Below are 26,633 nucleotides of genomic sequence, written 5' to 3' on the forward strand. Positions count from 1 at the left end.
GTTTTTATTTTGTGGAACGTACTAATTCGACGGAAAATTTGGCTGTACAGCCATTGTCGGCAATAATAGTTCTTGTGCCTTTCAGTTTGGTATCCGAAATATCGTTAAGCAGGACATTCATTTCTACTTTCTTTTGAGAAGTGGAATCTGTCCTGAAATTAAGCTTAATCTCATTATGCTCAAACTTTCCGGAATAAACCCTTACCAGGTTATTGTTATTGATGATTTTTGCTGACAGGTGAATAGAGTCACTGTCGAATTCCCAGGTATCCGTACGCTGATCACCCACTACATAGTCACTGCAGTTAGATTCTGTACAGATGACTTTTCCGGTCCATGGTCCTGAGATTTCTTCCGGCCATAAAGCGATCCTAACGGAATCTTTTTTTGCAAAAATACTGTCCCTCATTTTTAAAAGAGACTGATATTCAGATTCTTTTTGAGCAAATGTTTTTTCTTTTTCGAGCAACTGTTTTTCCCTTTCTGTCAGATTTTTTTCTTTTTCCTTATAATCACAGCTGATCAGTAAAAATGAGCCGGTAAGAAGGATAAAAAATGTGTTTTTAAGCATATTGTCAGTGTTGGTGTAAACAATATAAGGAAAAATAAGGAAAATATAAAATTTCCCTGCCTCTATCCGCTCAAATTCGGGAAAAATTACGCCGTTGAAATCAATAGTTTTGACTTCAACGAATTGGAATATCCACCCATTGGACGGTCTAATTTCATTATTATTCCATTTTTTGTTTTTTGAACATTTGCGGATTATAATTAATGATGAATACACCAAGGATGATCAGTATGGCTGCAATGATAAATTTGACGCTGATTTCCTCATTAAGAATCAGCCAGCTTAAAAATATAGAGATGAGGGTATTGATGTAGGCAAGTATTGATATCTGCACCGGCGAAATCTTTGTTAAAGCATAATGAAAAGCAAAAAATGCTGCTACAGAGCCAAAAACGGCCAGATAAAGCATAGCAGATATGCTTTTTAAGCTCCAGTTCTCAAAATTATAATTTTCTGAAAGCAGAAATGCAAAAATAATCTGTACGATCCCGGCAAACAGAAATTGGTAAAACAGATTCAGAAAAATATTGCCACTCTGGATATTCATTTTTTTCGTAAAGATTGTTCCTGAAGCCCAGCCTGCAATGGCAATAAACAGAAACAGGATCCCTAAGGCATAGTCCGGATTTTTGAGATCATGAATACCATCCCAAAATATGAAAACAATCCCACTGAAAGACAGGATGATACCGATAAAAGCCCTTGCATGGAACTTCTGAAGTCCAAATGCCAGGCTTCCCAGAAAAACGAGAATGGGGGAGCAGGCACTGATCAGGGATGTAAGGCTGCTGGTAACCTCTTCTTCCGCTACCGTCGTCATTCCGTTTGCAATAATCAGCATTAATGACGAAAAAATAAGCTGGTATTTCAGCTTTTCCCAACCAATCCATTTAAATTCTTTCCTGTACAGAAGAATCAGAAACATAATAATAGCGGCCAGAAACTGACGTATCCCGGCGACAAACCATGCGGGAATGGTCTCGACTGCTACCCTGATCGACAAAAAGGTAGTTCCCCATACAATGGCAACGGTCAGTACTGCAAAAGTAAGTTTATAGTCTTTCAATGTAGAAATTAAATAGGCCAAGCAAATATACAGGTTATGAAATTAAGCGGATGGGTACAGTTGCTGTGTTTTTTGAAGGCTCAGAAGAACGGGTAAAATATGTAACAATAAAAAAGAGTACACTTTTAATGTACTCTTTTGGCTTTTAAGGTTGGAATCCTCCGCATGTGTCAAAAGGAACACATTGCCATTTGCCGTTTCTAAAGCAAAGCTGGAATGAGCAGGCCTCCATACCTCCTAAAACTTTTTTTAGTTCTTCTTTTTTAAGCTTTTTTAAATTTTTCATTTTGAATAAATTTTATGTTGGTTAGTGAAACAAATATTGTAAAAAAATGATAACAGTGAATCAAGATTAACACAATTTAACTTTTTTTGATTTATAAAGCGAAATATTTTTATCTTTTTTAGACTGAGAGGCAGGAAGAAATGTATACTTCAAAAAAGGTTATATTTTTTTATCTTTGACGATCTAATAAAAATTGAGATGGTAGGAATTATAATGGGCAGCCAGAGCGATCTGCCGATCATGGAACAGGCTGCAAATTTTTTGAAAAGCCTCGATATTCCATACGAACTGACGGTAGTTTCGGCGCACAGAACACCGGAAAGAATGTTTGATTATGCAAAAACGGCAAAGGAAAGAGGCCTTAAAGTGATCATTGCAGGAGCAGGAGGGGCAGCACACCTTCCGGGAATGGTAGCCAGCTGTACTACTTTACCCGTGATAGGAGTTCCGATTCTATCGAGCAATTCTATTGACGGTTGGGATTCTGTACTGTCTATTCTTCAGATGCCGGGTGGAATTCCTGTGGCAACAGTAGCTTTAAACGGAGCTTTGAATGCAGGAATATTAGCAGTGAAAATCTTAGGAAGTGCGGATGAAGCGATTGCTGAAAACCTTCAGAAATACCAGGACTCTCTTAAAGATAAAGTATTGGGAACAGTGGATGACATTAAATCAAAGCATCCTAACCAATATGATAAATAAATAAAAATAAGGCCCCATTGATATGAAATAGTGAGGCCTTATTTTTATTTACTTTTTGATCAATTTCAATGTATGGATCTTATTTTTGGTAATAATCTGTAAAAAATAATTTCCGGGAGGTAAGGTTTCTATGTTGATCACATCTTTTGTTAAAGAATCTTTGGCGATCATTCTGCCTGATGCATCCAGAATCACATAGCTTTTCATATCCGGGATGTTTTTAATATAAATGAATTTCTCTGCCGGATTGGGAAATATAGAAGGAGCATTGACTGGAGATGTATCCGAAACTCCAAGCATTCTGCACTCTCCTATATTATCACCGGTGAATGTCCATCCTTTGCTGATAAGGGTATCTCTCCATATAGAAACATCAAGAGAATATACATAGGGAGAGAGTGGCCCCAGCACAAGGTTATTAGGTGTTTCCTGATTCTGTGCCCATCCTCTAAGCGTTCGGCTGTAGTTGTCACAATCCAGTCCAGTCTGATAAATCATCAAAAATGGTGAGGTTAAAGATTTCAGGTTCCATGTTTCAAGAGACTGATTAAAACTTGAGGCATCCGAAAATAAAGACATCATATTGGTTACTTTTCGGGTATCCCAGGTACTTAAGGGCTGATTGAAACTGGAGGCACTGGAGAAAGACGTATCCATGTTGGTGACATTGCTTACATCCCAGGTTTCAAGAGGCTGGTTGAAAGCCGAATCTCCATGAAATATGTGCTCCATATTAATAACATTAGACGTATTCCATGTACTGAGTGGTTGGTTGAAATCAGGAATATAATGGAACATATAAGATATATCTTCTGCATTGGAAACATCCCATTGGTCTACAGGCTGGTTGAAGGAATCGCACGAAGCAAACATGTATGAGAAGTCTTTTACATTTGAGACATTCCAGCTATTCAGATTTTGATTGAATGATTTTCTGCTATTAAACATGAAACTCATATTTTCTGCAGACGAAGTATTCCATGAGCTGATAGGAGGATTGAAGGAATCCGGGGGGACAACCAAATTATTGGGACCGTATGCGAACATGGATCTGAAATTTTTGATCACAGAGGTATCCCAGAAGGCCATTGAAGAATTTCCAAAGAATTTCATAGCATTATGGAACATGTAAGAAGCGTCGATAACACCTGAGAGATCAGGGGTATCCGTTGCATTCATCTGCATATTTTTACACTCGACGAATGCAGCATTCATAGAATCCCAATGAATATTCCCCCACTGTTCAATATCAATCAGTTTTTCTGTACTTCCAAATAAGGTCCATGACAATACAATCCCGGGTGTAACTACTTGATTGGGAATTCCGAATTTCAGATGTCTGAAAGTTCCATTACCATTGCTTACTTTCATCCTGTAGGTTGCTGCAGAAGGGGTGGGGTTCAATGGGACTCCGAAATCGATGAGGATTTGTAGAGTAGAAGTTACATTTTGCATCGTTCCGGAATGTTGCGGATAGCCTACTTCTTCCCATGCAACGGTGTAATTTTCTCCTACACCGGGAAACCATATTTGATTTGAGTTTGTTTGCGAAGCAGCACTAACAGGTGGGGAAGTATTGCTGGGTTTCCATATAGTAATAAACTCGTTTTGGGCTTTAATTTGGAATAGAAAAATTAACAGAGAAAAGGTTAATAGTTTTTTAATCATAAATCAATATTTTAAGAAATAAATATATATAGATAAATAAAACTCTGCAAATTTTTAACAAATTGCATGGTTTAGAACTATTTTTGTTGATGAAAATATGGGTAAAATACGGATACGGCAGTAATTGGGATTCCATTAGCCCCGATAGAAGCGGTTACCCCACAGCAGTGAGGCTTAAGTCTGGCGCGAGGAGTACAAGCGGATAGCGGGAATAGCTTCAAAAAAGAAAAACTCTCCTAATGGAAAGTTTTCTGTAACCGTTACTGTGTAATATATTCGTAATTGTATTGCACGTAATTGTTTCCATTGGCTTCTTTTCCAACCACCTGAATGGGCAGTTGAGCGTTGTTGTACTGTATGGTATAGGTAATATTCTGATTTTGGGTCCAGCTTCCGTCACTGTTTCTGTAGCTTATTTTTTCTGCTGTATAATTGTTTTTGCTTAAAGAATAGGCTCTTTCCATCATAATTCTCATGTACTTGTTTGTATTGGTGAACGGACTTAATTTATCATCATACGACAACTCTCTTTTATAAGCAGAGCTTATTGTTCCTCCGATGGTGGAAGTTTCCACGGAAATGTTGTCTCCGTTATAAGCATATGTGGAAGTACTGGGATTGGAGCAGTCTTCTGACTGGCAAAGGGTGGAAGATACGAGTTTACCGTTTGAATTATATGTATAAGTGCTTTTTCTGTTGAAATCCGGGTTCGTATAGATCGCTTTGATATCAACTAATTGATCGCCATTATAATTAAATACAGCATAATACTCTAAAGTCTGAGTGGCTGTGTAGTAATTTACCTTTGTCGGTTTTCCGTTGCTATACTCGAAAACGGAAGATCTCCCTCCGGACAGCATTTTTATGAGCTCTCCCTGGCTGTTGTATTCGAATGTAGATACAGTGGTTTCAGGATTGGAAGGATTGTCGTAGTAAATGGTAGTGACTTTACTTAATAACAATTTTTTTTCTGAAGGATCATTTGTAATTTCGTTATCATCGCTGCTGCAGCTTGTAAAAATTGTCGCTGAGCCCATTAACCCCAGAAATAAATATTTTTTCATTCTCTTTTTTTATTTTTCAAAAATAAGGAATACTTGTTAGGTTTGAAAATAGAGCAATAAAAAAATCCCACTATATTGAATAATGGGATTGTATATAGATTAAAATAAATCTTAATATCTGTAGTACTCAGGCTTGAATGGGCCTTTTACATCTACACCGATATATTCAGCTTGTTCCGGAGAAAGAGTTTCCAGTTCAACGCTTAATTTTTTAAGGTGTAAAGCAGCTACTTTTTCATCTAAATGCTTAGGAAGCATATACACTTCGTTTTTGTAAGCAGCAGAATTGTTCCACAATTCGATCTGAGCCAAAGTCTGGTTAGAGAAAGAGTTAGACATTACAAAACTTGGGTGGCCTGTTGCACAACCAAGGTTTACCAATCTCCCTTCAGCAAGAATAATTACTTCTTTCCCGCCTTCTAAGGTGTAGATGTCTACCTGAGGTTTAACTTCAGATTTTGTCTGACCGTAGTTTTTGTTTAACCAGGCCATATCGATTTCATTGTCGAAGTGACCGATGTTACAAACGATCGCTTTATCTTTCATTTTAAGGAAATGTTCTCCTCTTACAATATTGAAGTTACCTGTAGTAGTGATGATGATATCTGCATTGTCTACAACTGTATCCAGTCTTTTTACTTCATAACCGTCCATGGCAGCCTGAAGTGCACAGATTGGGTCAATTTCAGTAACCGTAACGATAGAACCAGCTCCTCTGAAAGAGGCAGCAGTACCTTTACCAACATCTCCGTATCCGCAAACTACCACTCTTTTTCCGGCAAGCATAACGTCTGTAGCTCTTCTTACAGCATCTACTGCAGATTCTTTACATCCGTATTTGTTGTCGAATTTAGATTTAGTTACCGAATCGTTTACGTTGATAGCAGGCATTACTAAAGTTCCATTCTTCATTCTTTCATAAAGTCTGTGTACACCTGTAGTGGTTTCTTCAGAAAGTCCTTTGATATCTTTTGTGAATTCAGGGTATCTATCGAAAACCATGTTCGTTAAATCTCCACCATCATCCAAAATCATATTCAATGGTTTTCTGTCTTCACCGAAGAATAAAGTCTGCTCAATACACCAGTCAAATTCCTCTTCGTTCAGACCTTTCCAGGCATAAACCGGAATTCCTGCAGCAGCAATAGCCGCAGCAGCGTGATCCTGTGTAGAGAAAATATTACAAGAAGACCAGGTAACTTCAGCTCCTAAGGCCACCAATGTCTCGATAAGAACAGCTGTCTGGATCGTCATGTGAAGACATCCGGCAATTCTTGCACCTTTTAAGGGTTGAGATGGTCCGTATTCTTCACGGATAGACATCAAACCTGGCATTTCTGCTTCGGCAAGGGTAATTTCTTTTCTTCCCCATTCTGCTAGGGATATGTCCTTCACTTTGTAAGGAACGTATTGTGTTGTAGTACTCATATGTAATGAATAAGTTTAAATTCAATTGATAACGAACTGCAAAATTACAATTAATAATTAAGATAAAAAAACGAGAGACAGGGTTAGAGTTTATGAGATTATACATGATTTAATATTATTTAGTCTTAATATAAATAGCTATTTTTGTTCAGATAAATTTTATACTATGAACCATACGAATATCCAGGGAGAGGCTAACAGAAAAGCAAAGCCGGTTGCTCCAAAAGTAAAGGAACTGATAGAACGTACCAAAAGTGTGATTTTGGCCACGGTAGATGCGGAAGGAACTCCTAATTCCAGCTATGCACCCTTTGTACAGGTAGGAAACACGTTATATGTTCTGGTATCTTTTATGGCAAGACACACTAAGAATCTTGCGGACGGAAGAAAAACTTCAGTGATGTTTATTGAAGACGAATCTGCAACCAAGCAGATCTATGCCCGTGAACGTCTCACCATCGAGGCATCAGCCTCCCAGATAGAAAGAGATTCTGAAACCTGGAACACTGTTGTTACTAAGCTTAAAGAAAATCACGGAAAAGTGGTTGAAGTTATTTCAGAAATGGGAGATTTTATTCTTATTGCTCTGCAGCCTGTAAAGGGTTCTTATGTGAACGGATTTGGAAGCGCTTATTTTGTAGATGAGAATCTTGAAATTCTTGAGCATAGAAATGATGTGAACCATCAGCCGAAATAAATAGATAAGAATAGGAGAGGGGAGATGGAAGTTTATAATGATTAAGTAAAGAAGAATTCTTTTTTAATAGATTCTTTGTAATCAAAACTTTAAAGTTAATGGACAAACGAATAGTAACTTCCATCTCCCCGCTTCCTTCTCCCATCCTCTTTTATCTTCCACATCTTTTCACTACTTTTATCGAATAAAAAAACGATGCCCCTTTACCGAGATTTTTCAGATGACAATGCCACGATTCTTGTATGGAAATATGATGAAAGCGAAAAACTTGACATCAATGAGCTTCTGGAACCGGAAAATGCTGAAAAGGTAAAAGACTACCATCCGAAAAAACTTCTGGAGGTACTCATGGTCCGTAAACTTTTGAAAGGTTTAAAACCCAATTCCAAAATACTATATAAAGAAAGGGAACCCTTCCTTTCTCCTAAAGATGCGGAAATTTCTATCACTCATTCATTTCCTTTCGCAGCTATAGCAGTTTCTAAAAATAAAATAGGTATTGATATTGAAAAATTCAATCCAAAAATTTTAAGGGTTATTGATAAATTCACTTACGAGAATGAAAGAGGATTTATTCCTGAAGATAATGCCCCCGCTTTCTATACTATTATATGGAGTGTAAAGGAAAGCATGTACAAGATCCATCATTCCAAATACTGGTCTCTTAAGAAGAATTACGAAGTAAAGCCGTTTGAGCTCAAGCATCTTTATAAAATAAGCTGCAGGGTTTATGATGAACAATTTTCGGACGAATTCAAGGCGAGAGTGGAATTTTTTGATGACTACTGCTTTACGATCGTGGAGGAATAGAATCAGCTTCGCTTCTGTATTTTTCAATTACTTTTCTCTGCTCTTTGGCTACGTCGTAGATCAGTTCCAGAATATCGTGGATGTTTTTAAGTTCTGTTAAATGTGAAATTTTATCAGGATCTCTTCTGTCAACCAGATCATTTTCCTCTATCTCCGTTTTTCTTTTCGAAATCAGATCTTCAATGGAAGAATCTTCCGGTTCCAGGCGGCTTTCCATTTTTAAAGCTTCATTGATCTCGTTTCCATGTAGTAAAACGGACGTTTGCTGCATTTCGGCTTCAATCTTTCTGCTCCAGCTTTCGGCATCTATTTCAGGATACTTTTCATTGTTTTTAGAGTATTGGGAAAGGGAAGCGGTATAGGCTGTGATCAGGTGTGAAGTTGCGACAAACTGGTGTACCACTTCCAGTTTTTTCTGTTGGTTCTTCGGTTCAGAGATCATTCTCTGGAAGTTGTCGGAAAGGTTGGCCAGCGAAATAATGGCATTTTTCCGCTTTACTTTATAATCTTCAATGTCAAAATTTCCCTGTAAGAACTTGGAAATGACACTTTCAAAATAGATCAGGTTGTCTGCCGCAGATTTTTTCATCAGATCAAGATTCTGAGTATGCTCCCATACAGGCAGAACAATATAGGATACGGCAAAAGCAATAACTCCGGCTATAATGGTATCCAGAATTCTGTCCTTAAAGATCACGTTTACATTTCCGGGATTTAAAAAGTTAAAGCTCAGAAATACATAGATCGTCATAAACAGCACCGCCCAAAAATATCGGCCTTTCAGAAAGCTGAAACACATAATCATGCTCAAAAGCAGAATGGTAAATAAAAGACCATTGAAGTGTATAAAATGTAGAATCGTATAGGCAATAACTGCGCCTGCAATGGTTCCGTATAAACGGAGTAGATTTCTTTTTTTCGTAATGGAATAGGCGGGTTTTAATATTGCTGTAATCGTGATCAGGATCCAATAAGTATGACCCAGGCCCAGAAAATCGAACATAGAGAAAAGATAGCCCACAAGCAGGGCAGTTGTAATTCTTATTGCATGTCTGAAATGAGAGGAGGAAAGTGAAATATTATTCCTTAAAACTTTGAAGTTGAGTTTTTCTTCATTAGGCATGAATTTTTTTAAATCTAACCCTGTAGAAAGGCTTTTGGCCAGTTTCACATCTTGGGAAAATACTTTATAAATTTCATTGATCTCTTTTGTAATCTCATTGATGCGCATCAGGATCTGACGGAGGATCATGAAATTTTCCAGATTATCTGGAGTCAGCTGCTTATTGCGTAAATCAAAATAATGAACGTTAAGGTTTTTCAGTTCATGTTCCAGATCAAAAATGGATTTTGCCCTTGTTCCGATCTGAAGCGAGATTCCAATATTGGTAATTTCTTCAGCGAGCAGGTTGAGGTAATCATGGATATTGACCAGGATCATACTGTCTTCAAAGCTCTGCTGCAATTTCTGATAATCACTTTCAGAGGTCATCAGCTTTTCATGAAGGTCCATGGAATTCAAGAACATCAACATCAGCAGACGGCTGGTTGTTGTTGATTCATTAACGATGGTTCTCGTCTTGAAAACGGTTTCCCTGGTTTCTTCCTGAAGGTTTTTGATCCCGACCTGCTTGGCAATAACCTGAGTGGTCAGTTTATCAAAATCAGGATTTTTCTGGTAATAATTAGCTTTGATTTTTAAAAATTCTGCGAGCTGCAGATAATTTTCCCCGATCATCTGTCCTGCCAGTTTATAAGGCTGGATGGTGGTAACCACAAGGAAAATCAATAAAAACCAGATACAGCCGGATGCAAAGATCAGCAGGCTTTTAAAAATATCACCTCCTGTAAGATGCCCGTCAATAAATATCGCCAGCACAACAAGAGATAACGAACCCACGGCGGCAAGTCTCTGTCCGTAAACCCCGATAAGGGAAAAAAACATTCCGAACACAATAATCTCCAGGATGACCAGGACTTTAAAATTCATGACCATGCTGGCAATAAATGCAACGAACACAAAACAAAAAATAGCAAAGGTCAACGCATTTCTCCTTCTGATAAAAGGTCCGGGCTGGTCACAAAGTGCTACAAAGCTGGTTCCTAGAGGAAATAAAAAGTATTCTTTCAGGATTCCGAAGTGGGCGAGGACTAAACAAGGCAGAACGGTTGCCAGCGTAATTCTGATCGCAGAATATACATATTGGCTGGTAACAAATTTTTTGAGTTCTGCTGAATAGTTCATACTACAAAATTAATTATTGAAAATAAGAAATGCCTTATAAAAATGAGACTTTTGCAAACTTATATATTATATTTCTTTAATAATTTTTCAATTGGTAATGGATTGTGGTTGAGTCTAACACAAATTTAGTGCTGGGATTGTACTATTTGCCAAAGGAGTGTGAATGATGAATAAGCTGCGCTGTCAATTTGCTTTGCAGTGAATTTTCTTTATCCCTCAATTCACTATTCACTTGCGAAGCAAAATTCACCATTGACCGGTTGTCGATTCGATGCATACAAAAAGCCCCATAAAAATGAGGCTTTTTGTATTTGGGTATTAAATATCTTAATAATCTACATTAGATGTTTCATCACCGATGTTCCAGGTAAGACCGAAACGAAGGGTATTATCTAAAGCAGTATTGATTTTTGACATATTGATCAGATAAGAAATATCAAGCCCGAAAGAACGGTATTTCAATCCGATACCTGCTGTAGCGAACTGTCTTGCTCCCTGCTCTTCACTTTCGTGGAAGTAACCTGTTCTTACGGCAAATGCATTGTCATAAGAATATTCTAGAGCACCACTCATCATGATAGAGTTTTTATTTTTGAACGACTTTCCGATCCCTGCCATTACTCCTACGTTAGGGACTTCATATCTTGGCTGTCTTGTGTTAGGATCTATTCCTACATATTCTGATCCCGGAACCAAAATCTTAGAGCCTTCTACACTAATGCCGATCTTGTTCATGTCATCCAAATACATATCATATCCAAGTCCTAATCTTGCCATCGTAGGCAAATAAGATCTTGATTCTTCATTTCCTGTATAGTCTAATTTCGGACCTAGGTTCTGAATAGCAAAACCTGCATTCACTTTACCATCATATCCTCCGAAACTTGAAAATCTTGGAGAGGTATAGTATCCTGAAACGTCAACTGCAAAAGAGTTAGCAGCTTTAAGGGTAGTATCTGTGTTGAAACCTCCGGCTAAATCCGAACGGATGAATCTTCCGGTAACGGCCATTGAGTAAGAATCAGAAAGTTTCAGACCGTAAGCAACGTCAATGGAAAATTCATTAGGCTTTGACGTCCCCATAGAAGTGACTTCTGAACCTACCAGCTGAGTAAGATCTACCTCACCCATGTTGAAATAATAGATACTTGCAGAAATAGTGGATCTTTCTTCCTGGCCTAAAAATTTATGGAATGCACCATATAGTAAAAATACATCATTGGTAAGTTTCCCCATATAAGGCGTATAGTTAAGACCTATGGAAGAACTTGTTCTGCTAAAAGGATATTTTGCCGCATTCCAGAATTGTGAAAATGCATCCGGTGAAGTTACCACCCCTTGGTCTCCCATACCTCCAGCTCTTGCATCTGGTGCAATTCTTAGAAAAGGAGCTCCGGTTAATACTGGATTTATTTTACTTAAATCTTGCGAATAGCCTAAAAAACCAGCACTTAAACCAAATCCCAAAAGCAGTTTAGTAGTTAAATTCATATGTTGTCTTTTATATATTATCAGTTTTTTATAACAATTATTGTCTATGTATTATTTAATTTATTTCAAAAGTACCATTTTTTCTACAGCTGTAGCACTTCCTTTGCATTTTTCTTGATTTTGACTTTTTGCAAATATCTTAAAAATATACGTACCTTTTGCAACAGTTGACCCAAAATCGTCTCTTCCGTCCCATTCTATTGCCTGACGAGGCGTTCTAAAGCCCTGTAGGAACGGTTCTGCAACCACAGGCTGAGATAATGTTCTCACTAATTTTCCTGTTATTGTATAGATCTGAACATTTACATCTAAAATATCATCGCAGTTATGTTCAAACTGGATGTACGTTTTATTGGTAAACGGATTCGGCCAGTTCAGCGGTCTGTTAATGATCAAATGCTGATCGGTTTCATCCTTAACTTCAAAGTTTAACGTAGACGTTGTAGAATTATTGTTTATGTCCCAAACTTTAAATGTTAACTGGTGTTGTCCTATTGCTAAATTCCTGAAAGGGTAGGTTACATTTCCTTTCTGATAATCAGCAAGACTCGGGCTCAGACATCCGTTTCCTTCGCCTGATGCAAAGAAATCATTCAGAACAACCGTGTTGATGATCTGTCCGTCAAGATAAACGGTAATATCATGGCCCACACCGGATCCTGTAGAGTTGATTCCCGTGTCATCCGTAACACAGGCTAAAAGCATTGGATTCTGGTTCGTGATTCCGCCGTCAGCAAAATTTGTATTATTCATGTACAATTTTACTTTTGGAGGTTCGTTATCATTGATTCCGTTAGGGTTTATATCTCCCACCTGTACTGCCTGGTTATTGAATACGTCCGTTACTTTATTGTCTGCGTAGCCCAGTATTCTTCCTTGTCCCACAGCATAGTTGATATCCTTTGGTACATAGAATTCTACAGTGAATACTCCGTTTACTGCGGTGCCTGAAGCTTTAACAATAGCACTTCCTTCTTCTGTGTAATCCATGACAGGCGCTAATGCTCCGTCATTATTCAAGGTTTTTTTGTTTAATCTTTTATCAAAAATATTGATAGAAACCCTTCCGTTGAAGGTTGTATTAACCGTTCCGTTAGGATTGTTGATATGGCCTTTTACTTTAATGAAATCCAGACCTCTGATCAATCCCGGAACCGGAGATTCAATATTGTCGATAACAAGTTGTCTTTGAGGTCTGCTCAGTTTCATTGCAGGATCCCCAAGTAAATTTACTTTCAGATGGTCGATATTGGCTCCTTTTTGTTTTTTAGCATTTAAATGAGCATATCCTAAAGTTTCAAAATCGTCGCTGGTCAGTTTGAAAATATTCTTCGTATAAAGATCTGTGAAGTTACGTCCGTAATCTACGCCAATGGCACGGCTTGATGTAATCATGGCAGCAGCACCTCCTTGCTTAAGCTTAATGAACTGCTCCCCTGCAGAAGAAGTAGCCGGTTCATCCCATAATGTAAATTCACAGGTAATGGTAGATACAAACGGAAATCTGCTATATACATTGGAGAAGTTATTGGAATTTTGAATTTCAGTACTCGTCAGCACTCTTTCCTGTGCCCATCCGTTGATTCCTCCATGTCCGAAATAGAACAAATAAAGACTGTTCCCGATATCATTTGAAATGGCCTGAGTCACCTGAGGAAACCTTTGTCCAGCCGCTGTACTTTGGGCCGGGAAAGCATCCAGATATAATTTTCTCACATTATATTCTTTCAGATCCTGCTGGCCGGGAGCTTCAAAAACACTGGATAGCGTATTATTCATTACCTCATGGAAAGGACTTCCGCCATCTTTATCATCATCTACTACAAAATCAAGCTTCATACGCCATTCTCCGAAAGGAGAAGACTGGCCGGGAAGAGCATTGTAATAGGCAAGGGTTTTACTGATCATATTTCCTGCTTCAGTCACATTGGCTGCAGGAATTCTTCCTACAGGGATATCAGGCAGGTTATTTTCAATAGAAGAAGCCGTCTGCGGCTGCGTCATTACGATATAGTCATCGGTTATAAAAGAACCGACAAAATCTGCTGAATTTTCACCATGATAGCCGGAAACGATATTGGAATTGCCGGAGATCCTGTTTTTGTAGTCATAAGAAGCGTCTCCCAAAATAAATACATATTTAAGTCTTGCGCTGTTATTAAGTTTTGTTACAAAATCTCTTATTGCTGTAAGGTCTCTGCTTCCGCTTCCGAATTCATTATAAATCTTAGCCGCATCTACGATCTCTACCGTATAATTGTTTTTAGTCTGGTGGTAGCTGGCCAGTCTCTGTGCCTGGCCCATCATTTCAGGAACTGTGATGATCAGGTAATCCACATTCTGCAGCCCGGAAAGATTCTGGTTGGCAACTCTTTCTACAAACTGAGGGTTATAAGCTGCATCAGCACGGAAAGCCACAAATTCATTATTGAAATTTGGGTCAGAAGTAAAATAGCCGAAGTTAAAACTGCCGGCACCCGCTTTATTTACTCTTCTGTTGGCATTCGTAATATCAGTTACATCCCATACCTGCTCAAGGTTTGCTGCATTGGAAATACCAAAGCCGTAATTAATATTGGTTCCGCTGGTAAGTGAGAAATCCCTGAAATTCATCTGAGATCCATTGAAGGCAAGATTTTCTTTATACTGTACTTCCGCATAATCAAAATGGAAAACTCCGTTAGGGTTTACAGAAATATTGGGAGCGTAATTAAGAGTAATCTGATTTCCGCTCAGGTTGGATATCGTTCCGTCATATCTTAGCTGATAAAAATCAAATACATAATTATTGGTATTGGCAGGAACCGTCTGAGGGATAGGATTTTGGTTGTTGATTTTAAATTCAACGGTATTCTGCTGAGACCTATAGCCTATCACCTGTGTCCTGTATCTTATGACATCACCAGCCTGTATTGGTGAATTGGTTGTAAAAGTTACCGCTTTATCCGTGGTAAATGGTGCTTCTTCTACCCAGATTCGTCCTACTTTTAAAAGATTCTTCTGGTCATTGTTAATCACCTGGTAATTGTCATACCTTGTTATTAAATTACCGGCCGGAAGATTAACGTCGACTGGCTGAACTCTTTTGCCTGCACCCTTGTCAAAATTGATAAAATAGTAAGAAAAATCTTCATATATATTTTTGACATTATTGCTTCTGTCCATTCTATTGTCCACTCTCTTGAAACCATTTCCGTTGGATGCGTCATAAAGATTATATCCGTTTGGCCCCTGAGCATAGAACAGAGCATAATCCCCGTCATTCCATACACCATCTTCTTCACCCACTACCTGAATAGCATTTTCCTGAAGTGCGCTGTATTTGGTGTCCAGGTTATATTCAGGAAGCATTACACCACCGTTTCCATAAATTCTGAAATTTTTCGGATTTACAGAAGCCGGATTAATGCCGTTATCTTTTAAAAACTGTGTTGTAATCTTAAATATTCCCGATTTGTCTACTTTAATCTTATAAAAGCCACCACTCGAAAGAGGATTTGCAGTGCTTCCCACTTTGTTTGCATTTCCGGATGTGAAATTGTTGGGAGCTGCTGTTTCAGAAATATTAAATGAAGAAAGTCTCTGGATACGTCCCTTTACATTCTTAAATAAGGACACACTGATGCTCGCATATCTTTCTCCTTCCAGCGTATAGTAGGCAACATCTGCAATGTCATAATCCGGCAGTCTGCCTTTGTCAAGATCATATAAATCCTTAGTGGAAACACTTTCCCAGGCTAGATCCGAAACTTTCAGCTGCTTTTCTCCTATTTTTTGTTTGGTGATGATAAAAACATTATTTTGGCTGAACGAAAAACCTTCATTTTTGAAATTTGGAAGATTTAATTTTGTGTCACCAAAATCTTGGATTTTAGAGCCTTCCCATTCTATGGCTTTTCTCTGGGCCCAAAGTGTTGACACAAAAGAGATTAGTAATAAAAAGGTGATTTTTTGTTTCATGTTTATTATTGAAATTTCTGAATTACAAATAAAATGAAAATTTTAGAATTAAATTGTGATACAATAAAATTAATTTGTTAACGTTTTTCAAAAAAATCAAATGTTTACTTGATTTATTGAATAATTTATTTTTTCTTTGTACTTTGAAAATATTTATATCGACTATGAAAAAACTAAAGTTGTTTTCATTAATAGCATTAAGTTCTACACTTGCATTAACCAGCTGTGGCGGATCCGGGACCAGCAAAGGAGGCGGTACTAAAAAATTTGTCAGCAAGACGGGTTGGAAACCAAACGAAAAACAAGGTTGGTTTTTTGCAGGAAAGCAACAAAAACAGAAGGGGTGGCCAGGAATGGTATATGTAGAAGGTGGAACTTTTACAATGGGATTAGTGAAAGATGATGTTATGCATGATTGGAATAACACACCGCGCAGAATGCAGGTAAGTTCATTCTTCATCGGAGAAACAGAAATTACTAACTACGAATACCGCGAATACCTTACATGGTTGAAGTATGTATTTCCACCAAGTGACCCTAGCTTCAAGGAGATCTATAACGGCGCTTTGCCAGATACTCTCTTATGGGACAACAAACTAGCTAGAAACGATTATAATGAAACGTATCTTCGTTCCCCGGAATTCGATTACTACCCGGTAGTAGGCGTTTCCTGGACTCAGGCGAACAGATACTGTGAATGGCTTACAGACAGAGCGAATGAAAAAGCTTTAATGCAAGCCGGAGTTATTGCTAAAGATTTGTATATCAACGAATCCAATAACCAGGGTGGAACTGCATTCAATATGGATAAATTCAAAGCGAATGATCCGGAAATGCAGGGATACATCAACGAGAAAAGAATGCAGCAAAAATCTGGTATGAAAACAACCAACCAGAGACTTCTTTCTGCAAACAGAGCCCCAAATGCTTCAATGGTTCAGAAATTCAGACTTCCTACAGAAGTGGAATGGGAATATGCTGCTCTTGGTATGGCTAAAAACAGAGAATACAATCAATACCTTGGTAAAAAACCGGAAATCGAAAGATTAAGAGGTACCAAAGGAAGAGATAAAGGAATGTTCCTTGAAAACTTCAAAATGGGAAAAGGTGACTATTCCGGTATTGCAGGATGGAAAAATGACGGAGCTGCACAAACAGCAGACGTAAGACAATATCCTTCTAATGATCTTGGAATCTACGGTATGTATGGAAACGTTTCTGAATGGACGGCTGACGTGTACAGACCAATTATTGATGAAGACTTCAACGATTTCAACTACTATAGAGGAAATATGCCTCAGGCTATTGTAAGAAACGGTGACGGAACTTACAAAATGATCGACGAAGGTACAATCAAGTATGATACCTTATCAGATGGTAGATTAGTATACAGAGGTCTTCCGGGACAGTTTGAAAGAGAAACCGTTGCTGATCACAGAAACTACAGAGATGGTGACAGACAGTCTTCTTTAGAATATTACAGAGCTTCAGATTCGGCTTCTTCATTTGATATGTACAATGCTCCTCAGAGAAGGTTTGTTGTAGATGCAGGAGGAAGAGTGAAACTTCAGAAAGATACCAGAGACAGAACCTCTGCAGTGTCTAATGACGTAAGAGTGGTAAAAGGTGGTTCTTGGCAGGATACAGCATATTGGTTGGATCCGGGACAAAGAAGATATAAAAACGAAGGTAAGGCTTATGGATGGATTGGCTTCCGTGTTGCACAGGATGCCAGAGCTAACGATAAAGGCAGAACTAGAAGATAATATTATCAAAAAATACTTATAAAAAACCTTCCGGATTTCCGGAAGGTTTTTTTATTTTTGAACTATGAATATAGAACAGTTTTATCCTTTATTTTTACAGTCAGATAAAGTGACGATCGACAGCAGAAAAGTCAGCAAGAATGATATTTTCTTTGCCTTTTCCGGTGAAAATTTCAATGCTGCAACCCTGGCAGAAAAAGCTGCTGATGACGGAGCTCTGGCAGTGATTGTGGAGAAACAGGAATTTGAAAATAAGGATAGAAATATTTTCTATGTTCCTTCTACGCTGGAGTTTCTGCAGCAGCTTGCAGTTCACCATAGAAATCAGCTTAAAATCCCTGTTATCGGACTTACGGGAAGTAATGGAAAAACAACGACCAAGGAGATTATCCATGCAGTACTTTCTGAGAAGTTCAATGTACAGTATACTTCCGGAAATTTAAATAACCACATTGGAGTTCCGTTAACGATTCTTTCCATTAAGCCTGAGCATGAGATGGCAGTGGTAGAAATGGGAGCCAATCACCAGAAAGAGATTGAGCTTTTATGTACCATTGCACAGCCGGATTTTGGATATATTACCAACTTTGGAAAAGCCCATCTGGAAGGCTTCGGTGGATTTGAAGGCGTGATTAAAGGGAAATCTGAGCTGTATGATTATTTGAAAAATCATAATCAGACTATTGTTGTCAATGAAAATGATCCGATACAGGCAGAAAAAACAGAAAACTATACACCCAAAATTACCTTTGGGAAAGGTACTTCCGATTACCAGTTCGGGTTGTTTTCCGAAGAACACTTTGTAGGGCTAGACTATCAGGGTATAAAAGCTGTTTCTAAACTGACTGGAGAATATAACTTTACCAATTTATGTGCAGCAGCCAGTCTTGGTCTTCATTTTGGAATCAGCTTTGAAAGAATAAAACATGCTGTTGAAAACTATACTCCGACCAATATGCGTTCGCAGGTTGTAAAAAAAGAAAATACAACATTAGTTCTGGATACCTACAATGCCAATCCAAGCTCTATGACTGCCTCACTGCATAATTTTGTAACTTTTGAAGGCAGTAAGACCATCATTATTGGTGATATGCTTGAATTGGGTGAGGAGAGTGAAAAAGAACATCGAAATATCTTAAAGCTTGCCCAGGAATTAGCTTTTGACCAAATCATTACGGTAGGAAAGCATTTTAAAGCAGTCAATTCTTCATCGCTGTCTTTCGAAAATACGGCAGAATTGATAGAATACCTTAAACAGAATAAAATCCACGCTGAAAATATTCTGTTAAAAGGTTCAAGGGGAATTGCTCTTGAAAAGTCTATCGAATTTATTTAAGCTTTGAATTCCAGAATTCTTTTACAATCAGCTTAATATTTTGGAAAGTGCTTGGGAAAACTTCATTTTCGATCTGAGTGGTGTTTTTCCAGGCAACTTCTGTAATTCCTTCTTCTATCTGAGGTTTTGAGGTGTCTTCACCCTTGAAGTTCATTTCAAACCAATGCGTGCATTTAAGGATTTTTTCACCGTTTCTTTCAATATAGATGTGGTAAGTTGTATTGATGAATTTTACCAGCTCCACATCTTTTAGTCCGGTTTCTTCTTCAATCTCTCTTACCGCCGACTCTTCTCGGGATTCACCTTTTTCCATTTTACCCTTGGGTAGATCCCATTTACCTAACCTTTTAATAAAAAGTAGCTTTCCATCAGGGTTGCTGACCAGGCCACCTGCCGCTTCTATGATTCTGAAAAGCTTCTGGAATTCGCTCCAGATTTCTTCAATATTCTCACCGAAAACATTAAGTTCTTTCACAGAAGTATTTTCCAAAAGATCCAATGCAATCTCTAAAGTTGTGAAACTTTCGTACCTAAGTTCTTTTTCAAGAGGCTCGGGATGCTTAGACACTAATAATTTTTTTTCGTTCACAAAAACTTTATACATATATTTGTAAGAATTAAGAATTTAAATACAAAAATAAAAAATGAATTTAGAAGGACGAAAGATTATTGTCAATAAATCATCTAAAGACTTGTCTGAAATATTGAAATCGCCTGAAAACTATAAAGATTTTATGCCGGACGGTCTTCAGAAATTTGAAACCAGAGATAATGGATTCAAATTCGGTCTTCAGGGAATGCCTGAAATTGCTCTGAAAATAGATGAAGTGAATGAGCAGAAAGCCGTTTTAAAGTCTGCAAGCTCAAGTCTGGATTTTACCTTAACAGCGGCTTTAAACTCTATCAATGAAAGTCAAACTGAAGTTCAGATGCTTTTTGAAGGGAAATTTAATCCTTTTATAAAAATGATGGTAGAAAAACCGCTTCAAAACTTTATCAATACACTGACAGATAAAATCGAAGCTTACAAATAATATAAAGACCTTCAGCAATGGAGGTTTTTTTATGCCCATACACCTGAGCTGTGATCTCTGGTACTGCCGGTTGCAGAAGAAAGGACATTGATTTCATTGTTCATCCTTAAAACACCCATAAAGGCAAAGATCAGCGCTTCTTTGTGGTCAATGATCTGTCTTTCCGGAATGATAACCGTAAATTCTGTTTTTTCCCTGATCTTTTCGATAAGACAGATATTATAGCTGCCTCCACCGGTGCATAGGACGTTTTGTAAACGGTTTAAGTTAATAACATTTGAGATCTGCTGGGCCACATGCTCAGTGAAAGTAGCTATGGCATCTTCAGTTTTAATGCCTTCCAAAAGTGGGAAGATAGTCTCATTGCACCATTCAACTCCTAAAGATTTAGGATGATACAGCTTGTAAAAATCTAAGGAATTAAGCTTGGCTAAAAGATCATCGTGGAGCTTGCCTTTTCTTGCAAAATCACCATTTTCGTCAAAGTTTTTATTGAATTTCTGAGCAAGCCTGTTCAGGACAATATTGACAGGAGCAATATCAAAAGCTATTCTTTTGCCTTCCTGCTTTAGAGAAATATTGGAAAATCCGCCAAGATTCAGGCAGGCATCATATTCAGAGAAAAGAAGTTCGTCCCCGATGGGAACTAAAGGTGCTCCATTTCCTCCCATCAACACGTCCTGGCTTCTGAAATCATAAATAACAGGAAGCCCTGTTTCTATTTTGATGGCTCTTCCATCTCCAATCTGGAGGGTGAATTTCTTTTTAGGCTGGTGAAAAACAGTGTGGCCATGAGAGGCGATCAGATCAATATTTTCAAGATGATTACGGTCAATAAACTCCCTGACACTCTGTCCTAGATAAAAACCATATTCCGAATGAAGTTCCAGTAATTCTTCCGAAGGTAAATGAATCGAATTTCTGAGTTTTTCTTCCCAGTTTTGAGAGTAGGGAAGGGTTTCAGCCTTTATGATCTGAAAATTCCAATCCTTCTTTTTTTCAAAAGCGGCAAAACAGATATCCAGACCATCCAGACTGGTTCCGGACATGAGTCCAATAGCCTGAACTTTCATATTACTGCGGTGTTTTTTTTTCTTCAAGTCTTTTTGTACTGAAATCCCCTGAATTGTTGAAGAAAGTATATTCGGAGAAATCATCTTTGGCTGTCATCCCATTGGCACCAACCAGGGTAGAGCCGTCTTCCATAGTGACATATACCGTATCTTTTGTATAGATCCTTTTCTTTTTCTGATCCCAATAAATACTCTGCATCGCAAATCGCTGCCCTTCATTGGTCGTAATCCTTACATCGCCTTTAGCTTCGTAAAATCTTTTGTATTCAAAAATACGGGCATATTTAGCGGTAATTTTACCAGGTACCTTTGGCTTTTTTTTATCATAAAACTCTATGTTGATCCCTCTTTTAGCCACAACATATGGGCTGTCGATCAGCTCGTATTTTTCAATGATCGGAGCCTTGGCCTTTAAAGATATAAAACCTGAATCCCTCTGTATAATATTAGCGTTATTGATGATCTGCGATGGGAAGTTCTTGCTTTTGTTTCCATTGGCTTTGGTGAGATCTTCTTCACAGGATGTCAGTATAAAAAATATAGCACAACTAAAAAGGCATGCTATATTTTTATATGATATTTTTATTGAAAAATTCATTTTAGTTGTACAGAGTCTTTCTGAACCATCTGTCAGCAAAGTTAAAGCCGACTTTTAAGTTGATGAAATTCTGGTTGATCAGGTTGTTATTAAGAGTTCCTCTTTTTCCAACTTCCAAGCCAAGTTCAAGACCGCTCATTCTTGTAATACTGCTGGTTTTGAACGGAAGCAATACTCCCGCAGATACTCCGAACTTATTGATGCTGGTACCGTTTATTTTAAGATTTCCTCTTTCATAGAACGCCCCGTATCTGTAGGTTACTCTTGAGAAATAGCTTCTGAAGTTGTTATAATTCGGCAGATACCATCCCCCGGCAGAAATTCTGTAGGTATCCTGGAAGTCAAAAGTTTTTCCAAAATAAGAAATGTCTTCTCCTTTTTTATAATCCAGCTGTCCTGAAAAGAACCAGTGGTTTTCACTCCCATATCCAACTCCTAAGGATGCCTGTAATGGAAGAAGATTTTTAGAGCTTGTGCTTTTCTGATCTATAATCGTTTCCAAAGCTTTAACCGTTTGTGCTGCATCAGCATATACATAAGTACTGTTGGTGTAATCAGTAGTCATATTGCTGGTATTACCAAATGTAGCTGTAGCCCCTATGGTTAATTTTCTGTCTGTACGGGTATTCAGACTTTGATAGCTACCCCCAAGAGTGAAGTTAAAGTTTTTGATCTTGTTTTTGGTTTCATAACCGTTGATGTATTCAGCGTTGGAAGCTCCGTCTTTATCATAAGATCTAAGCTCGTTCAGATCATAAAGATTTCCAAAATAAAGATTAGCTCTCAAACCTACCGCAAAGTTTTGGTCGATTTTGTATGAAATCGCAGCCTGCGCAGTGTTCAAAGTCCCGCTTCCCTTAAAACGGTTGGTGTAATAGCTTCCGTCATCATTAAAATCTTTATTAATGATCTCATAGCTCTTGGAACTGTAAGGCTGATAGGAAAGTCCCATCTTTACCTTTGGAGAAAGAGGGAAAGCCAATGCAATATTAGAAAGATACGTAGAGTGCTTGGTAGACTTCGTATCGTTATAATCGGTTTTGAAGTAATTGTTTTCGTTGGTAGCTTCCAGCCTGATGCTTGTAAGCTCGAAATTAGAGTTATTCGCAGGGTTTGCGAAATTGAAGCTGCTCGTGAAATCACTGATATAAGCAGTAGATATACCACCCATAGAGGCAGTTTCAATCGTATTATCATATTTTACATCTCCAATTCCATAAGCTGCATACGGAGAGTTACTGATACTCTGTGCATTTAGGAAGTATCCAACTGATATGAATGATACGGCAAAGATTTTTTTCATTCTTTATTTTTAAAACAATGCGCAAATATCTTAAATATTAATGAATTGTAAAAATTATATGTGGTTAAAGTTTGTTAAGGGGGATGAATAGCCATAATTATGATGAATTGTCAATTGTGAATCCGCTTTGTTCATGATTTTTATGTCTTATTTATAAATTATATTACTAAAATTAGCCATTCACTTGCGAAGCAAAATTCACATCTCACAAATCATCCGTTCCAAAAATTCTTTATCTTTGAGCCATGAATTGGGAGAACATCGCCGGACAGGAAAATCTGAAAAAACTTCTTCGTGAAAGCATTGCTGAAAATAGGGTAAGCCATGCCCAACTTTTTTTAGGAAAAGAAGGATATGGTACATTTCCTATGGTTTTGGCGTATGCCAAAGAGATCTTCAGCCAGGAAAATGAGCATGCTGCTTCGAAAGTGGAACACTTGAATCATCTTGATCTGCACTTTAGTTTCCCCGTTTTTACCGATAACAAAAATTCTTTAAGTAAAAATAAATTTGAGGATTTCAGGGAAATGATCATGGCTTCTCCCTATGCAAGCTATGACGACTGGACCGCTTTTCTGGAATCTGAAAACAAACAGCTTTTTATCTCTGCAGATGAAATTGATGACCAGAACCAGAAGTTCGCTTTAAAGAGTTTTGAAGGCGGAACCAAAATCCTGATCGTTTGGAGAGCTGATAAAATGAATATAGCTGCCGCGAATAAGTTTCTGAAATTTTTGGAAGAACCACCGGCAAAAACGCTCATTCTTCTTACTGCTGAAACGGCCAATGATATTCTTCCCACCATTCTTTCCAGGACACAGATTGTGGAAGTTCCAAGAATCAGTGATGAAGATCTTGAAAACTATTTTAAGAAGAATTTTCAAATTTCAGAAGAAAAGATTAGGGAAATTGTTCATGAAGCACAGGGAGATCTCAATGAAGCCCTGAAGATTTTAAATTCCGGACATAAAAGCGATGAATTTGAAAAGCTTTTTATACAATGGGTAAGAGATGCATTCATGGTAAAAAAGAAGCCTCAGTTTCTGAAAAGTATTATCCTCTGGGCCAGAGAAATTGCAGGCTGGAATCGTGAAAAGCAGAAAAACTTTCTGAACTACTGCTCCGAGATCTTCAGGCTTGCCCTGCTTCAAAACTACCAGTCCGAAAATCTGGTGTATAAAAAGATTGATGCAGACGGCTTCAACTGGGCAGGATTCTCAAAATTCATCAGCGGGGCCAATATTGAAAGTATTCTGGAAGAGATCAGCACTGCGGATCTGCACCTCACCCGAAATGGAAATCCTAAAATTGTATGGACAGACCTTGGAATCAAACTATCACGTTACATTCACAAAAACTCATAATTAAGACAGATTCATTCTGAAATTTTAAATAACATGATAAAGTCCCGATCCTTTCCGGACTTTATAGTGTATGGAATTCTATAGCGGCCTAAGTTTCTTTAAAATATTTTTGTTTAAAAGCAATTAATATTCAGCTGTTTATATTAGCAAATATTAAATATTGATTAAAAAATCAATCAATCGTTTGATTTATTCAAAATGTTATGTAAATTTGCGCCCTGAAAAATAGAATTGCTATGGTTTCAAAAGAAGAAAATATATTATTTGCTGCAGAGAAGCTTTTTGCTGAAAAAGGCTTCGAAGGGACTTCCACGAGGGAGATTTCCAAAGCGGCGAATGTAAATATCTCTATGATTTCTTATTATTTCGGATCCAAGGAAAAGCTGTATGAGAAATTAGTGGAATACAGAATGAATGAAGGTCAGTTCTTTGCTAAAGATATTCTCGAAAGAATAGATATCAATGAATGGCAGAAGATAGAAAAGATCGTAGACCAGTTTTCCGGAAGAGTAAGACATCAAAAATGTTTTTACAGAATCATGCAGCGTGAGCAGCTTCACACGGAAAGCCCGCAGATCGTGGAATATCTGAAGCAGACCAAGATGGGCTTTATCTCCATGTATTCGCAGGTCCTTGAAAGCGGACTGGAAAAAGGAATTTTCACTAAAAACCCTCCGATTTATTTACTTCATGCTACCGTAAGCGGGACTTTATTTTATGCATCCAATGCTAAAGAGATGTACAAAGAATTCCTCAACGATACAAATGATGAGGAAGTTTTTGATGAAAAGTACTACACAGAACTTAATAAACATATAAAATATTTACTAAAAGACCTTTTAGGTTATGAAGAGAATAAATAACTCGGTGTTGGCATTATCCCTGTTTATGGGAGTTGCAACCATAAATGCTCAGGAGAAAAAACAGCTCACCCTCGATGAAGCCGTGCAGCTGGGAATCCAGAACAGTAAAAATCTTAAGATCGATGCCGCCAAGATCGAAGAAGCTACGGCAGATCTTTTGGAAGCCAAAAACAGGCAGCTTCCGGAACTGAAAGTTTCGGGGAGCTATATGTACCTACCCACTAAGCCCACTGTTGATCTAAAGCTTTCCAGTGCTTCGGAAGCAGGAGCAGGAGGCCCGGAAGTGCATCAGGTTGCTTATGGATCGGTTAACCTTAGTGTACCGATTTACAGTGGCGGAAGAATCAAATACGGTATCCAGTCTGCAAAATATTTGGTGGAAGCATCAAAGCTAAGCACCGAAAATGATAAAATAGCCATCGCTTATAATGTTGCCCAGGCTTATAATAATTTATTTAAAGCCAACCAATCCATCAAAGTTTTAGAAGAAAACCTTACAGCTTCTCAAAAAAGGGATGAGACTTTTCTTAAACTTGAAAATAATGGGGTTATTGCTAGAAATGACCGTTTAAAAGCAAATCTTCAGACCTCAAATATCGAGTTGCAGCTATTGGAAGCTAAAAACAACTACAATATTGCCAACATCAATATGGATCTGCTGCTGGGTATTCCGGAAACTACAGAAATTGAAGTAGACCAGAATTATATTGATGAAGGTTCTGAAGTAAAAACAGTTGATTACTATGTAAATGAAGCTAAAGAAAACCGTAAAGATTTGCAGGCTTTGGCTCAGCAAAGAAAAGCGGCAGAACTGGGAACAAAATCCGCAAAAGCTGAAAACCTTCCTTCCATAGCATTTACCGGAGGATATGTAGCCGCAGACATTCCAAAATTCCTTACCATATACAATGCTGTAAACGTAGGAGTTGGAATTTCTTACAATTTATCCAATATCTGGAAAGAAAACTCTTCATTGAGACAGTCTCAGGCAAGAGAAAAGCAGTTAGCAGCAAACGATGAATTACTGAATGATAACATTAAGCTTGACGTTAACAGAGAATATCAGAATACGGATTACTCTAAAAAGAGAATCGCAGTATATGAAAAAGCTGCTGAACAGGCTAACGAGAACTACAGAATTACCAAAAACAAATACGACAACGGTCTTGCAACCATGACAGAGCTTCTGGATGCGGACGCAGCTCAGATATCAGCTAACGTAGGCGTGATCAATGCGAAAGCAGATGCCGCTTTAGCGTACAGAAAACTATTACAGACAACAGGAACTTTAACAATTAAATAATCAGA

At 37.9% G+C, this 26,633-nt stretch carries 22 protein-coding genes; 9 read left to right on the forward strand and 13 right to left on the reverse strand.

All coding sequences use genetic code 11. The features are described 5' to 3' along the window. Positions 1-4: 4 nt before the first annotated feature. The 3 genes from LC418_RS09590 to LC418_RS09600 all read right to left on the reverse strand — a co-directional run bounded on the left by LC418_RS09590 (position 5) and on the right by LC418_RS09600 (position 1,923). A complete protein-coding gene (locus tag LC418_RS09590; RefSeq protein WP_223558919.1) occupies positions 5-571 on the reverse strand; it encodes a hypothetical protein in 567 nt (188 codons plus the stop codon). Positions 572-731: 160 nt separating this feature from the next. Then, on the reverse strand, positions 732-1,637 hold the full coding sequence (locus LC418_RS09595; protein WP_223558920.1) for a DMT family transporter: 906 nt from the start codon (positions 1,635-1,637) through the stop codon (positions 732-734). Between the two features lie 145 nt (positions 1,638-1,782). Continuing rightward, positions 1,783-1,923, reverse strand: a complete 141-nt coding sequence (locus LC418_RS09600; RefSeq protein WP_157963416.1) for a bacteriocin-like protein — start codon at positions 1,921-1,923, stop codon at positions 1,783-1,785. Positions 1,924-2,121: 198 nt separating this feature from the next. Here LC418_RS09600 and purE point away from each other — a divergent pair, with 198 nt between their 5' ends. After that, positions 2,122-2,625, forward strand: a complete 504-nt coding sequence (purE, locus tag LC418_RS09605) for a 5-(carboxyamino)imidazole ribonucleotide mutase (RefSeq protein WP_223558921.1) — start codon at positions 2,122-2,124, stop codon at positions 2,623-2,625. 48 nt (positions 2,626-2,673) lie between these two features. Here purE and LC418_RS09610 read toward each other — a convergent pair whose 3' ends face one another. The 3 genes from LC418_RS09610 to ahcY form a co-directional block, all read right to left on the reverse strand. After that, positions 2,674-4,293, reverse strand: coding sequence for a BspA family leucine-rich repeat surface protein (locus tag LC418_RS09610; protein ID WP_223558922.1), 1,620 nt, complete (start codon positions 4,291-4,293; stop codon positions 2,674-2,676). A gap of 260 nt (positions 4,294-4,553) precedes the next feature. Continuing rightward, the gene (locus LC418_RS09615; RefSeq protein ID WP_111960667.1) at positions 4,554-5,357 is read right to left on the reverse strand and encodes a hypothetical protein; all 804 of its coding nucleotides are present in this window, start codon (positions 5,355-5,357) and stop codon (positions 4,554-4,556) included. Between the two features lie 111 nt (positions 5,358-5,468). Next, on the reverse strand, positions 5,469-6,785 hold the full coding sequence (ahcY, locus tag LC418_RS09620) for an adenosylhomocysteinase (protein ID WP_111960665.1): 1,317 nt from the start codon (positions 6,783-6,785) through the stop codon (positions 5,469-5,471). Positions 6,786-6,951: 166 nt separating this feature from the next. Here ahcY and LC418_RS09625 point away from each other — a divergent pair, with 166 nt between their 5' ends. Next, complete coding sequence (locus LC418_RS09625) at positions 6,952-7,482, forward strand: HugZ family pyridoxamine 5'-phosphate oxidase (protein WP_111960663.1); 531 nt, start codon at positions 6,952-6,954, stop codon at positions 7,480-7,482. A gap of 195 nt (positions 7,483-7,677) precedes the next feature. After that, positions 7,678-8,292: a 4'-phosphopantetheinyl transferase family protein gene (locus tag LC418_RS09630; protein ID WP_111960660.1), complete on the forward strand. Its 615-nt coding sequence runs from the start codon at positions 7,678-7,680 to the stop codon at positions 8,290-8,292. Here the strand turns inward: LC418_RS09630 and LC418_RS09635 are convergent. The 3 genes from LC418_RS09635 to porU all read right to left on the reverse strand — a co-directional run bounded on the left by LC418_RS09635 (position 8,273) and on the right by porU (position 15,988). Next, positions 8,273-10,537 carry an FUSC family protein gene (locus tag LC418_RS09635; protein WP_223558923.1) on the reverse strand — a complete coding sequence of 755 codons (2,265 nt, stop codon included), beginning with the start codon at positions 10,535-10,537 and terminating at the stop codon, positions 8,273-8,275. The genes LC418_RS09630 and LC418_RS09635 overlap by 20 nt on opposite strands. 327 nt (positions 10,538-10,864) lie before the next feature. After that, positions 10,865-12,028, reverse strand: a complete 1,164-nt coding sequence (gene porV / locus LC418_RS09640; protein WP_111960656.1) for a type IX secretion system outer membrane channel protein PorV — start codon at positions 12,026-12,028, stop codon at positions 10,865-10,867. Between the two features lie 60 nt (positions 12,029-12,088). Next, complete coding sequence (gene porU / locus LC418_RS09645) at positions 12,089-15,988, reverse strand: type IX secretion system sortase PorU (RefSeq protein WP_111960653.1); 3,900 nt, start codon at positions 15,986-15,988, stop codon at positions 12,089-12,091. Positions 15,989-16,152: 164 nt separating this feature from the next. Here porU and gldJ point away from each other — a divergent pair, with 164 nt between their 5' ends. Beyond that, a complete protein-coding gene (gene gldJ / locus LC418_RS09650; protein WP_111960651.1) occupies positions 16,153-17,754 on the forward strand; it encodes a gliding motility lipoprotein GldJ in 1,602 nt (533 codons plus the stop codon). Positions 17,755-17,818: 64 nt separating this feature from the next. Continuing rightward, positions 17,819-19,090 (forward strand): UDP-N-acetylmuramoyl-tripeptide--D-alanyl-D-alanine ligase, encoded by a 1,272-nt coding sequence (locus LC418_RS09655; RefSeq protein WP_223558924.1) that lies wholly within the window; start codon positions 17,819-17,821, stop codon positions 19,088-19,090. On the opposite strand, the gene LC418_RS09660 is transcribed toward LC418_RS09655, so the two are convergent. Next, the gene (locus tag LC418_RS09660) at positions 19,083-19,694 is read right to left on the reverse strand and encodes an NUDIX hydrolase (protein ID WP_111960647.1); all 612 of its coding nucleotides are present in this window, start codon (positions 19,692-19,694) and stop codon (positions 19,083-19,085) included. The two genes, LC418_RS09655 and LC418_RS09660, sit on opposite strands and share 8 nt — an antisense overlap. 40 nt (positions 19,695-19,734) lie before the next feature. Here LC418_RS09660 and LC418_RS09665 point away from each other — a divergent pair, with 40 nt between their 5' ends. Then, positions 19,735-20,124 carry an SRPBCC family protein gene (locus LC418_RS09665; RefSeq protein ID WP_111960645.1) on the forward strand — a complete coding sequence of 130 codons (390 nt, stop codon included), beginning with the start codon at positions 19,735-19,737 and terminating at the stop codon, positions 20,122-20,124. Between the two features lie 29 nt (positions 20,125-20,153). Here LC418_RS09665 and LC418_RS09670 read toward each other — a convergent pair whose 3' ends face one another. Genes LC418_RS09670 through bamG form a run of 3 tightly spaced genes read right to left on the reverse strand, consistent with a single transcriptional unit; the run spans position 20,154 to position 23,098 of the window. Continuing rightward, positions 20,154-21,197, reverse strand: a complete 1,044-nt coding sequence (locus LC418_RS09670; protein ID WP_223559403.1) for an anhydro-N-acetylmuramic acid kinase — start codon at positions 21,195-21,197, stop codon at positions 20,154-20,156. Between the two features lies 1 nt (position 21,198). Next, complete coding sequence (lptC, locus tag LC418_RS09675; protein ID WP_111960641.1) at positions 21,199-21,795, reverse strand: LPS export ABC transporter periplasmic protein LptC; 597 nt, start codon at positions 21,793-21,795, stop codon at positions 21,199-21,201. Position 21,796: 1 nt separating this feature from the next. Beyond that, positions 21,797-23,098 carry a BamG family beta-barrel-assembly machinery protein gene (gene bamG / locus LC418_RS09680; protein ID WP_223558925.1) on the reverse strand — a complete coding sequence of 434 codons (1,302 nt, stop codon included), beginning with the start codon at positions 23,096-23,098 and terminating at the stop codon, positions 21,797-21,799. A gap of 245 nt (positions 23,099-23,343) precedes the next feature. On the opposite strand from bamG, the gene LC418_RS09685 reads away from it, so the two are divergent. From LC418_RS09685 to LC418_RS09695, 3 genes are all read left to right on the forward strand, one after another. Then, a complete protein-coding gene (locus LC418_RS09685) occupies positions 23,344-24,462 on the forward strand; it encodes a DNA polymerase III subunit (RefSeq protein ID WP_111960637.1) in 1,119 nt (372 codons plus the stop codon). A 236-nt stretch (positions 24,463-24,698) separates the two neighbouring features. Then, the gene (locus LC418_RS09690; RefSeq protein WP_223558926.1) at positions 24,699-25,325 is read left to right on the forward strand and encodes a TetR/AcrR family transcriptional regulator; all 627 of its coding nucleotides are present in this window, start codon (positions 24,699-24,701) and stop codon (positions 25,323-25,325) included. After that, complete coding sequence (locus tag LC418_RS09695; RefSeq protein WP_223558927.1) at positions 25,309-26,628, forward strand: TolC family protein; 1,320 nt, start codon at positions 25,309-25,311, stop codon at positions 26,626-26,628. The genes LC418_RS09690 and LC418_RS09695 overlap by 17 nt, the downstream gene beginning before the upstream one ends. The last annotated feature ends 5 nt before the right edge of the window (positions 26,629-26,633 follow it).

Origin of the sequence: Chryseobacterium lathyri, assembly GCF_019970085.1 — a bacterium.
GTDB lineage: Bacteria > Bacteroidota > Bacteroidia > Flavobacteriales > Weeksellaceae > Chryseobacterium > Chryseobacterium lathyri.